The 12,402-nt window shown below is 42.7% G+C and carries 8 protein-coding genes; 2 read left to right on the top strand and 6 right to left on the bottom strand.

Going from position 1 to position 12,402, the window contains the following annotated elements; all coding sequences use genetic code 11:
* The 4 genes from Q0546_RS11215 to Q0546_RS11200 form a co-directional block, all read right to left on the bottom strand.
* Positions 1–3,312, bottom strand: a 3,312-nt coding sequence (locus Q0546_RS11215; protein WP_298793084.1) for a hypothetical protein, incomplete at its 3' end; no start/stop codon positions are given.
* Positions 3,313–3,368: 56 nt separating this feature from the next.
* A complete protein-coding gene (locus Q0546_RS11210) occupies positions 3,369–4,094 on the bottom strand; it encodes a hypothetical protein (RefSeq protein ID WP_298793081.1) in 726 nt (241 codons plus the stop codon).
* Between the two features lie 171 nt (positions 4,095–4,265).
* Positions 4,266–7,748, bottom strand: a complete 3,483-nt coding sequence (locus Q0546_RS11205; RefSeq protein ID WP_298793079.1) for an acyl-[ACP]--phospholipid O-acyltransferase — start codon at positions 7,746–7,748, stop codon at positions 4,266–4,268.
* On the bottom strand, positions 7,745–8,395 hold the full coding sequence (locus tag Q0546_RS11200) for a MerR family transcriptional regulator (RefSeq protein WP_298793077.1): 651 nt from the start codon (positions 8,393–8,395) through the stop codon (positions 7,745–7,747). The genes Q0546_RS11205 and Q0546_RS11200 overlap by 4 nt, the downstream gene beginning before the upstream one ends.
* 130 nt (positions 8,396–8,525) lie before the next feature.
* On the opposite strand from Q0546_RS11200, the gene Q0546_RS11195 reads away from it, so the two are divergent.
* Positions 8,526–9,932 (top strand): amidohydrolase family protein, encoded by a 1,407-nt coding sequence (locus Q0546_RS11195; RefSeq protein WP_298793075.1) that lies wholly within the window; start codon positions 8,526–8,528, stop codon positions 9,930–9,932.
* A 265-nt stretch (positions 9,933–10,197) separates the two neighbouring features.
* Here Q0546_RS11195 and Q0546_RS11190 read toward each other — a convergent pair whose 3' ends face one another.
* Both Q0546_RS11190 and Q0546_RS11185 read right to left on the bottom strand, forming a co-directional pair.
* On the bottom strand, positions 10,198–11,148 hold the full coding sequence (locus tag Q0546_RS11190; RefSeq protein WP_298793073.1) for a TPM domain-containing protein: 951 nt from the start codon (positions 11,146–11,148) through the stop codon (positions 10,198–10,200).
* An 18-nt stretch (positions 11,149–11,166) separates the two neighbouring features.
* The gene (locus Q0546_RS11185) at positions 11,167–11,760 is read right to left on the bottom strand and encodes a LemA family protein (RefSeq protein WP_171992804.1); all 594 of its coding nucleotides are present in this window, start codon (positions 11,758–11,760) and stop codon (positions 11,167–11,169) included.
* A 263-nt stretch (positions 11,761–12,023) separates the two neighbouring features.
* Between Q0546_RS11185 and Q0546_RS11180 the strand changes: the two genes are divergently transcribed.
* The coding region (locus Q0546_RS11180) for a molybdopterin-dependent oxidoreductase (protein ID WP_298793070.1) at positions 12,024–12,402 on the top strand (379 nt) is incomplete at its 3' end.

The raw sequence follows: 12,402 nt of genomic DNA, 5'->3' as shown, positions 1-12,402 counted from the left end.
TATTTTATCGTTACCTGCCATATCGTAGATAATATCCGCTCCGTCACCTTTATTATAAACATAGATATCGTCACCACCTCCGCCATAGAGCGTGTCGTTGCCTTTTCCTCCCACTATAAAATTATTTTCGGAATTTCCATTTATAACATCATTACCATCCGTACCGCTAATATACGTATTAAGACATATAGATAACAATTTATCATCATTGCTACCCAACTTTACAAGATTTTCTTTTAAATTCTCTTGGAATATAGGTTTATATGCGCTAGAATCTCGGATGATACCCATTAATTTGATAATTTCATCATGTTTTCCATCTTTATATAGCCGCATAAGTTTAGAATTTAAAGTATCGAATTTATAGCTTAGCTTTCCGCCCTCTCCCAAGCTCATCTTTTCCATGTCTAAATTTAAATCGGAATATGTCGTTTGAAGCTCTATAGTCGCATAGACGTAGCGTTTAAAGGTATTGATTTTATCGTTAACCCTATTGGAGGCATTTGTCCATGGGTTAGAATTATAACCCTTTTGCAAGAAAGGCTTACCTGCAAGCTTTTCATATACGGCCATATCTCTTGCTTTTACATCGCCTCTCATTGAATTTTTATCTATTGCTCCTACTCCCGCCCATTCGTAGATCAGTTCATCAATATGTTTCTTTCTATCCTCTGGGCTTAGGGCCAGATATAGATTTATCATAGTGGCCAAAGTTTCGTTATTGCTTGCCGTCACTCTTAGAGAATTCAAATTTCCACTGGCTATGACTTGAGGTAGAGCTTGAGTTTCTAGTAGAATTTTGTCTTGGTCTATTATCTCTTTTGTTTTATTTAGACTTACTTTAAACCATACATCATCTGTCTTAACCTTAGTCCCATCATTTAAAGTGGCAGTAGAGGTTTGCCTGATAGAATTTCCGTTATTATCGGTTGAAATTTCTTTATAGTTTAGATCGATAGATTTTACTTTATCGCTTAGTTTGATTAATTCTCCTTCGTCAGTTATGGTATTAGAGTTTTTATCTTGCCATAATAGAAGCTTATCAAAGTCTTTATCATTTTTATCGATTATGCCGTCATTGTTGGTGTCAAATTCTTTAAGAGCGCTAAAGCCGTTTTTAGCTTTAGGGTTAGTGTATGAGTAGTAATTATCTGAAATCGTTTTATCGCCGAATAGCTCCGAGCCGTTATCTATCTTGCCATTTCCATTTCTATCATACGCTAGTAGTGCATCATCTTTTTGTATCCACCCGGTGGCTTCGGCAAAGTCATTATTGTCCAGATCGAAGTTTCTAGTATAATCCAAGCTTAGAGTATTTATTCCGTCGTTATTTAGATCTATGACTATAGGGGAGCCCTCGGTTTCAGGATCATCCGGGTCGCGGTCATCATCGATGATTTTGCCGGCACCGTGTTTTAATATCTTGGCTTTTAGTTTATCTGAGGTTTGGATGATTATAGGAGTTACATCAAATTCCCTATCCTCTTGTTTGATCGTATTACCCTCCCATGTATAGGTATAGGTATTTCCCCGCTCGTATTGCGCTAAATTTAGATTGTATTTTTTGATATATTCTTCGCTTGGATCACCGAAAAGATATTTTTTATCTCCTATTCCCAGTATAAGGAATTCACCTTTTTCGATAGAGCCTTGTAGCGAAATATTAAAATCTAACGACTTTTTACCGCTATCTCCTTCATTTGTTTGGTTGTCGCTTATGCTTATACCTATCTCACCTGGATCGAGGAGGGTTATATCTAAGCTACTATTATTCTTATGGAAATTATATATAGTTAATGTTTTTGCTTTGCCATTTTCTATCTTATTAACAGTGAGAGTATTAATGGGCTCATCCAGACTATATGTTATATTTGCATTGTTTATATCTATATAAACTCCTCTGTCTTTATCATATTGCCCACCTATTAAAAGATTGTTATCGAAAAATACTTTTCCTGCGCCGTCTAAATCATTGATAATATCTTTATTACCCGCATAATACGTATCATATCCATCTCCACCATAAAGCTCATCAGCAGTGTCGTCATCTACCGATTGGCTAAAAGAGCCTATCAGGGTGTCTTCCCCCTGGCCTCCATATAGTCTATCGCTTCCTTCGTCGCCGACTAAAACGTCTTTAGCGCCATCATCATTTTTCCCATCCCTATCGTGCCCGTAAAGTATATCATCGTATTTCGTACCGGCTATGATATCCGCTCCGGCGCCACCTATATAGGTTATGCCATTAGGGATGCGATCTTTATAATGGTTAAAGATTGCCAAAGGGATGGAGAATTTGGTATTTTTATTTAATTTAATTTCTACGTTATCGGCAAAATCAAAATTTTTGGCATGTGTTCCGATGATAATATTTGATTGCGAGGCATCATATATTACTAATTTCCCATTTTCGTCTAGATAATTTATAACACCGGATTTTTTAATATCCTTATACTCAAAATAATATGCTAAGGCCTCCATTACTAATTTAGATATTTGTATCTCGGCGTCTATACTGTTAGTAGGTATTTGTACATTTTCTAAACTGCCCATTAGGTAATAGTCTAATTGTCCAATGGTTCCTACATTTATAGTCGCATCTTCCATTGGCGTTCCATCTTTCTTTGGCGTCATGTCTATTATAGGTTTTAACAATACTTTTTTGCCTATGTTGCTTGGATCGGTAGTTTGTTTTAGTACCCAATTTACAATATTTGCTATCGTAGAATTTGATTCGTAATCGAAGTCCCCCACATCAAATTTATATTTTACGTTTTCTACGCATATTGGATTTAAATTCTCATCTAATACATAACGAATCTTATCAGTATCTAAGCCCACGGCTATACTGCCAAATAAAAAAGCGACTTTAGCAAAATCTTCATCTAATAAAGCGCGATTATAAAGATAAACTTTAGTAGTTGCCTTTTTGGCTTTTTCTTTCGTTTTATCATTTGCATCATTATAGAATAGTTCTGCAAACTGATCTTGTGTCAAATAGTATTTGCCATCTTCAAATTTCTCACATTGATTCGCAGTCAGCTGTTTATTTCCATTGTTTAGGCTATTTTTCTTACTTGTTTTTCCGCTAAAAAATACTTCAAATAACCTAAAATCTTTAGCGTTTACAAATTCTCCCGCCTTCTCTAATAGTTCAACGGTGCTATATTCCAACTCTATATTACCTTTTCTATCGATCCATTTGGTATCGGCTAGCTCCTCGGGTTTGGGAGCTTTTTCTTGGCCCCATAAATACCAAGATAAAATTTTTATAGCAAAATCTCCATCGATTAAACTTATTCCTTTAGGCATAGTATATCCTTTCTAAAAATTTCAGTTATTTGCTTGGCTTTTCAACCGCCTGTAAGTTACCTGCCTTCCAGGTATTCTTTTTCTACATCGTATTTTACGTCGCCGCAATTATCAAAATAATACTCGGGCGAATTAGTGGGTTTTTCATAGTATGTTTTTAAATTATATTCAGTCGGAATTTTATGAAATAGCAAAATAGACTTGGATTGTAAAAAGTCATTTCCGATGATATAATTTTTATCCAACATAAGAAAGATGCTATCCTCGAAACACAAAATCAAAGGTTTTGTAAAACCGCCTATTTTATTGACGCTATCGACTTTCAAATATTGTTTTGGATCCGTTGCGCTCGCCTGTAGTTTCGTCATATATAAATCCTCAACGGTTTCTACGCTATCGCTCTTGTTTTTTAAAATTTCAAGATAATTTTCAAAGCTCAAGTCTTTCATCTCATAATAATCGGTAGGATACTTAGATTTTATGCCGTCGTTTTCTCTATACTTTGCGATCTTTTTTAATACAGTAATTTCTTTATCTAAAAATTCTCCGACGGCGCGTTTATACAGCTCCTCTTTAGGTAAAATTCTATCCTCTTTGAGGCAGTATCCTTGCTTGTATTTGTTGTAGCCAAAAATAGTAACGACGGCGAAGCCTCGCGAAGTGGAGTAATCGGGGATTATACGGATAAATGCGGCACAGAGTATTGCCGTAAAAAGCACTACCAACCAAACTATCTTTTTAAGTTTGCTACCGAAGAGTTTTTGTTTTAAATTTAAGTTCAAAATTTACCTTGTTGTTTTATTTTCATTATGATTATATTGCGATTAAACTTAGGTGTTTATAAGCGGATATCGCTGTTTTAAAATTTAATTTTGCAGGGGTATTTTGCCAGAGCTTAGACGATAGGCAAATTTGACGACCTAGCCGCCAAATTTGCCTCTCATAGCGTAAATTTAAGCTTCCTCCGCCGCGCCTAAATTCCCCTCGCCAGCAACCAGCTGGGCCGCTAGTTTTTTACTTGATTTAAAGTCCACTTTGCCGGTTCCTAGCACCGGTACGGCCCCTACTTTAAAAATCTTTGAAGGCTGCATGATGGACGGTATCGCAGAAGCTCTGATGCGCGCGGCCACATCCTCCTCGCTTATCTCGCCGCTAAAGAGCATAACGACTTGCTCGCCCTTTTTCTCGTCGGCGACGTTGGTACACACAAAGGTAACCTCATCGCCCAGCACGGCTGAAATTTGAGCCTCGAGCGCGCCCAGGCTTATCATCTCGCCGCCGATTTTAGCAAAGCGAGAGAGCCTATCCGTGATAGTTAAGAAGCCCGCCTCGTCCAAAAAGCCGATGTCGCCGCTATTATAGTAGCGCACGCCGTCTAGCTCGACGATCGCTTCTTTCGTGCGCTCCTCATCCAGATAGTAGCCCTTCATTACCTGATGGCCGCCGATTAGTATGAGGCCGGCTTGCCCGTTTTCTAGCTTTGCTAGGCTCGTTGGATCGCAGATTCTTATTATCGTGCCCGCAGTAGGCAAGCCCACACTGCCCTCTTTTGAAAAAACAAGCTCTTTAAAAAACTCGGGCTCTAGCACGTTTGCGGTATTTACGCTGACAACGGGCGAGGTCTCGGTCGTGCCGTAGCCCTCGTAAATTTCGACGCCGAATTTCATCTTAAACTCGCGCTTAACGGCTGCGTTTAGCTTCTCTGCACCCGCTATCGCGTAGCGGATCGTAGAAAACATCAGCGGATTTAGCTTTTTGTTTTTGGTGTAGAGTCTAAAAAACGTCGACGTGCCAAACATTATCGTCGCGTGGTATTTGGCGACCATCTTGCCCACGGCAAAGGCGTCTGTGGGATCTGGCACGTGAGCGGTGGCGATACCTTCGCTAAGCGGGAAAAATGTCGCCGCAGTAAGCCCGAACGAGTGAAATATCGGTAGCGAAGCCAGTATCACGTCGTTGCCATCCGTGTTTACGATCTCTGAAATTTGCTTGATGTTAGCCATTATGTTTTTATGCGTTAGCACTATGCCTTTTGGCGTACCTTCGCTGCCGCTGCTAAAGAGTATCGCCGCCTCGTCGTCGATGCGAACGTCGCGAAAATATATAAGCTCAAGTAGCCAGCGCGGCATCAGCACAGCCTTTAACATCGCGCAAATTTTACCCGCTTTACTTATGCCCTGCGCGACGTCTTCGAGGTAGATTAGTCTGCCTTTTAGCGACTCTTCTAGCTCAAACCCGCGAGCCTTTAGCTTGGCGATAAACTGGCGCGAGGTGATTATGCTTCTTAGCCCCGCCTTGTCCGAGCAGCCGATCAAATTTTGCTCGCTAAGCGTGTAGTTTAAATTTACGCTCACCTTGCCTCTGATAAATAGCATCAAATTTATAATGCTACCCATCACCGAGGACGGTAGTATCACGCCGACGTTTCGCTCTTTTAAAAATGCGAATTTAAATTTGGACAAAAACACTAGCACCGTCGCGATAACCTTGAGATTGTTTAGATCAGCGCCCGTGCTATCTACCATCGAGCGCTTAAACAGATCCGCTTTAGCGTGTTTTAGCCAACTAAACTGCATAGGCTCGAGCGTTTTTAGATACTCAGCCCAGCTAAAAAACGACAGCTCAACGACCTTTTCGCGCACCTGCGGGGCTTTGGTTTCAGGAGCTAAAGGCGCGCCAAAACTCACCCTGATAGCGCGCTTGCCGTCTATTTTACGGCTGATTTTTTGGTAGTATTTTTGAGCGCGCGAGAAGCTCGAACCCCAAAGACCCCGCAGATAAAACGGCACGATGACGGAGTTCGTATCGCTTGCGGCTATCTCGTAACCGTGCTGGAACTCGTCTATCTGGCCGTTATAGCTGATATGCCCTTCCGGAAACAGCGCCACCACGTCGCCGGCATCCAGGCACTCGCGGATCTTTTCTAGCGCGCTTTTGCTCGCACCCGCGCCAATGGGGATCACGTCAAATAAATTTAACAGCCATTTTAGGTACCAAATTTCATAAAAACTCTTATGCATAGCAAATCTGATCGGACGCGGAGATGCCATCTGCAGCACCGCCCAGTCTATCCAGCTCATGTGGTTGCCAAGCAGCAACACGCCACCTTTTTGCGGGATATTTTCGACGCCGTCGACGTTGATCGTATAGCCGATCCTAAAAAACGGCATGATAAGCAAACGCGCAAAAAGATGCGGCAGGGACTTTATCGCTACCAACGCGCAAATAAGCACGCAAAACGACGTAATGACAAAAATCTCCGGCGTACTAACGGCAAATATGCTAAACGCCATCGCAAGCAGCAAAAACGCCGCCATAAAGATGTTTTGGATAAAGTTACTGCCCGCTAGCGTGCGGCCCATCTGCTCTTCGGAGGTAAAAAATTGGATATTTGCGTTTAGCGGCACGATGAAAATGCCGCCGCTAAAACCGAACAAAAACGACGCCAGCGTCATAAACGCAGCACTTGAGCCCTGCGCGAACATAAGTAGCGAAGCAAAAAGCCCGAGCGCCCCAAAAGGCACGATGCCCATCTCGATGTGATTTTTCGAGTAGCTGCCAGCTAGCGCAGAGCCCGCAACCAGACCGATGGTGCTAACGGCTAAAATAGCCTGCACGACCATGACGTTGTTATCGGCACTCATGGCCTTATAGTGAGCGGGGAAAACGGCGATAACCAGCTGCGCCACCGCCCAGAAAACCGAAAGCCCCAGCGTACATAAAAAGGCGTTTTTGTTGTTAAAGATGTGCCTGGTGTTTTCTTTTAGATAGCCTAGTTTAAAGTACTTTTTCGCATCAAATTTAAGCTCCGCATCGGTTGCTTCAAAAAACGGAATCTTAAACGTAAAAATCGTCTCGGCTACCGAGCAAACAAAAAGTATCGCGCCGATAAACCAGACTGATTTTATCATCTCTCCGGCGTCCGTGCTAGTAGCGGCGTAGCTCTCGAAAATCGCCGAGAAAACAAACGAGCCAAGCAAAATCGCCACGATAGTAAAGGCCTGCACGATACCGTTTGCAGCGCCAAGCTTTTCTGCGCCCACGATTTTTTTGATTAGTCCGTATTTAGCGGGGCTATATACCGCGCTTTGCACCGCTAGCAGTAGCGTCGTGCCAAACGCCACGTAAAACCAGCCGCAAAGGTAGCTCACGGTTATAAAAAGCGTGAGTAAAATTTCGCTCGCCGCCGCGTATCTCGTGATGCGGGTGCGCGAAAATTTATCGTTTAAAAAGCCCGAAACGCTAAAAAGCATGATGTATGGAAGCAAGATTAGCAAATTTACGAGCGAGGTCAGGATGATCTGTAAATTTTCATCCTCGATGCTCTTAAAAAGTATGTTTTGGATCGTGATCTTGTGGCCAAGATCTACGACCGCGTTGATAAACATAACGACCAAAAAGGGCAAAAAGCCCCTAACCGAAAAAACGCCTTTCATTTGTTCTCCTTTTTGTAGGCATCAAAGGTGTGAAAATTTAAGATATAAGGTTTTAGGATCAAGATGTTGTCGAAAACGAGCTTTAAAGCCGCGTTTTTGTCCTTTGCTTTCGCGTAAATTTCGCGCGCGCACTCGGCTTCGATTTTTGCCGTTTGTTTAGCTAAATTTATATAGGTCTGTAAAATTTCCCGCCCGCGCTCGCTCTTTTGAGTTTCTAGCACGATTTGCAGGATCTCGACCTCTTTTTCGGTTAGCTTGCCCCCTCGCATAAAGATAAATCCGTCCTTGATAAATTTATCTAGCTCAGCCTCCGTGATACCCAGCCTCTCGCACGCCTGCTCGGCGCTTAGCGTCTGGGCGAAATTTGACCCCATAAAGGTATCGAGCGAATCAAAAAGCGCCTCGTAGCAGCGCTTAAAGCTAAAGCCCTTTTGCTGCGTGAGCGCCTTTACCTCCTTAAGGCTGAGGTGGAAGTTACTCTGGACGTATTTGATGAAATTTAGCATCAAAAGCGTATCCTCGCCGTACTGATGGACGTTATCTTTTACCTTCACGGGCTCTGGCAAAAGTCCTTCTTTTACGTAAAAGAGTATCGTTGATTTGGGCGTTTGCGATAGTTCGCAAAGCTCGCTCATCTTGTAGCTCATCTCTTTCCTTTCGTTAAATTTGACGAAATCTTACGCAAATTTAGCTTAGAAAACCATAAAGCGTAAAGCACCACTTGACACTTTTTAAAATTTAGGCTATGATTTCGTCAAATTTTAAAAAGGAGAAACGATGTTTCGAGATGATTTTTACCGCGCAAATGAGCGCTTGGACGCTTTGGGTTTTAGTACAAATTTGATAGACGGAAAAACGGCGACAAACTTGGCCCGAGCAAACGCTGCAAGCTTTGATTTAATAGCTCGTAAAACGGAGACAAATTTAACTCGCACAAATTTAGCAAACCTCGCTGAGCCGTCAAAACAGAACGCGCGGGTAAATTTAAGCTCAAATCTAAGAGCGAGCGAGACGGCTACGTCAGAAACGCTCGGGTTTTGCCAAAACGCGAGTCAAATTTACGCCAAAGATAAATTTGATAAAACGAGCGTAAATTTAACCGCAAACGAAGCAAATTCGAGCGGGTTTTCGCGGAGTAAATTTAACGAAATCGCCGTGCGGGAGAGCGAACTTAGCGGCTTGCAAAGCACAAATTTAACGCAGATAAAAACCGTCGATATCCACTCGCATTTGCTTAGCGCGGATGTGAAATTCGACCGATTTTACGACAAACTCGCACTCGCGTTTTTTGCCAAAAAATTCGACATAAACAGGCGCGAGCTTATAAAAAACGGCTTTGAGGGCTACAAAAGCAACTTCGCGCGGCTGATTAAAAGCTCAAATTTCGTCCAAAAGTCGGTGGTTTTTGGCGTCGATGCGAAATTTGACGAGAGCGGAAATCTCGTACACAAGGACAAAACCGTCTGCGCCTCAAACGAGGAGGTTTTTGCCTTTTACGAGCAAAATCCAAACGAAGTCGTGCCGTTTTTTAGCGTAAATCCAAACCGCAAAGACGCGTTAAATTTGATCGAAAAGTACCACAAAATGGGCTTTAAGGGCGGCAAGCTGCTACACTCGTACTGGGAGACGGATCTAAACGACAAGCGCTATGAGCCCTATTTTAGGCTACTTAGCGAGCTTGGACTACCGCTAGTGATCCACGTGGGCGACGAAAACTCGCTGGCGTCAAACAAGGCGCTTGAGAGCATCGAGCAGCTAAAATCCCCGCTAAATCTTGGTTGCCGCATCGTCTGCGCTCACATGGGCGCCTCAAGCGACGGCGTTTTATCTATGTTTTCGCGCGATCCTGAGAAACTGGGCGCCAACTACTTCACGCTACTTCGTTGGCTGCGCGAATTTGACGGGCTTTACGCCGACGTTTCGGCGCTGCTTTGCATAAACAAGGCCCGCATTCTGCCGCATCTAAAAACCCAAACGAAAATCCACGACAAAATCCTTTTTGGTACCGATTTTCCCGTGCCTTTTAGCGTGATTTTAAGTAGCTACGACCTGCCGTTTTGCAAGCGTCTCACGCTAAATCGCATCCAAAATCCGCTCGATCGCTACGTGCGCGCGATGAGTTTGTATTTTGGCGAGGATTCGCCGATTTTTAGTAACTATAAAAAGATTTTGGGGGAGATTTGAGCTTGGATTTGGGTGCAAATTTAATAGTGGCGTGCAAAATTTGACTCACAAATTTAAAGGCAAATTTGAGCGCGGCGGGTAAAATTTGCGCGTATTTTTGACGGCGGTAGATTATAAGGTCAAATTTATGCGCCTTATCTACCGCGCCTAAAGAGCTACAAATTTGGCAACAACTAAATTTAGCAAAGCGAGCAAAATTAACGGCATCTCGGGTCAAATTTAAAGCAAGTCCTCCAAATTTGACGCCAAATTTTAAAGCGACAAACTACCACCTACCGCTAGCTCCGCCTCCGCCAAAGCCTCCGCCTCCGCCGCTAAATCCGCCCCCAGAAGAGCTTCTGCCTCCGCCGGAACCGCCGCCGTAACCTCCCGAGTAGCCGCCTCCGCGCAGGCCGCTGCCGCCGGTTTTCATATTTCGCATTAGATAAAAAAGCAGCACAAAAAGAACGAGTAATATCGCGCCTCTAACAAGCAGATCCTCGATACCAAACGTCCCTGCAACTACGCCCGAGATAAAGCCCGATAGCGTCGCGCTGGCTCCGATTCGCAGAGCTGCCGCGCCGAAAATAGCCGAAGCAAATACCATCACCATGCCAACTACTATCCCGTAGGCTTCCACAGGCGTCTCATCTTGCTTTTCTATCTCCTTTTTAACCCCCTCATCCCCATCAAGTAGAGCGATGATCTTTTGCGTGCCTATGTTTATGCCGTTTTGGATATCGCCTTTTTTAAACTCAGGGATTATGTAGTAGTTTATGATACTGCTACTAAGAGCGTCCGTTAGAGTACCTTCTAGGCCGTATCCTACCTCTATGCGTACTTGTTTGTCGTTTGGAGCTACTACTAATACTACTCCGTTATCTTTACCTTTTTGTCCTATACCCCAACGTCTAGCTAGTTCTATGGAGTACTCTTCTATTTGAGCGTTACCTAGAGATTCTATAGTAACTACTACTACTTGATTAGTGGTGTTGTTTTCGTGAGTAGCTAGTAATGTTTCTAGTTCGTCTTTTGTGCTCTGGCTTAGTACTCTTGCTTGATCTACTACCCTGCCGGTTAAGGCAGGGAAATTTGAACTCTTTTCATTTGATGTTTGAGTAGCGGTTTGTTTTACGGTTTTGTTTTGTTCAGTAGCATTATCTGCTGCCGATAAATTTATAGCCGTAAGTCCTAAAAGCGTAAAAACGCAAAATAAAGTAGATAAAATGCGTTTCATTTTTGTACCTTGGTTGGGTTATTTGGCGAAAGATACGTCCGGTGCGCTTTGTTCGGACTCGCTTGCTTCAAACGTCGCACGAGTTTTGAGCTCTGGATAAAAAATTGCGGCTATAAACTTATCCGGTATCTTGCGAAGGGCGATGTTATAGTCCTTGACCGCTGCGATATAGTCCTTTCTAGCGACCGCGATGCGATTTTCCGTACCTTCAAGCTGACTTTGAAGGGAGAGGAAATTTTGATCGGCTTTTAGCTGAGGGTAGTTCTCGGTGATAGCCATTAGCCTAGATAGCGCGCCGCCTAAAGTTTTTTGAGCGTTTTCAAACTCTTTTAGCTTAGCAGGATCGTCTATCGAGCTAACGTCGATCGTCATCTGAGAAGCCTTGCTTCTAGCTTCCGTTACTTCCTTAAATACGCCTTCCTCGTGGCTAGCGTAGCCTTGAACTGTTTTTACCAAATTTGGGATAAGATCGGCGCGGCGTTTGTATTGGTTTTGCACCTGAGCCCATTTCTCTTTGACCGTCTCGTCGAGTACCGGAAAGGCGTTAATATACTTCATGGCGATACCGCCGATGATACCTAGGATAACTAGAAAAGCAACTAGATTTTTCATGGGTGCTCCTTGAAAAGATTTTCTATCTCCATTATACATCTAAATACATTTAAAAGTAATAATTTTTAAATAAATTTTACATTGTGTTAAACATATACCTAAAAATTTCCCTAAAAATAAAAATTTAAAGCAAAAAAGTAATATGCTAAATTTGCATATTACTTAAATAATTCTTAAAAAATTATACTAATTTTAAAACTAAATTTATATTTGCCGTTGTATAATAATCTCATAAATTTCAGTAATACCAGAAAGGAGCGAAAATGGAAGAGATCGTAAAGACCACCTGTCCATATTGCGGTACGGGCTGCGGCATCGATCTTATCGTGCGAAACGGTAGAATCGTAGATGCCAAACCTAGCAAAGACCACCACGTAAACGACGGCGAACTTTGCCTAAAAGGAATGTTTGGTTGGGAGTTCGTAAACTCTCCTAAACGCTTAAGCCGACCGATGATGAGAAAGCTAAACGGCGTCTACGACAAGCACGGCGAGCTTGAAGAAGTGAGTTTTGAGGAGGTTTATGATTTCCTTGCGGATAAATTTAAATCCACCGTCGCAAAATACGGCCCAAACTCGATCATGGGCTTTAGCTCGGCGCGCTCAAATAACGAAGACAACTACGTTTTTCAGAAATTTTTCC

Source organism: uncultured Campylobacter sp., from assembly GCF_937997465.1.
Lineage (GTDB): Bacteria > Campylobacterota > Campylobacteria > Campylobacterales > Campylobacteraceae > Campylobacter_A.
The sequence above is the reverse complement of the archived record's forward strand: the minus strand, read 5'-3'. Positions and strand labels throughout refer to the sequence as shown.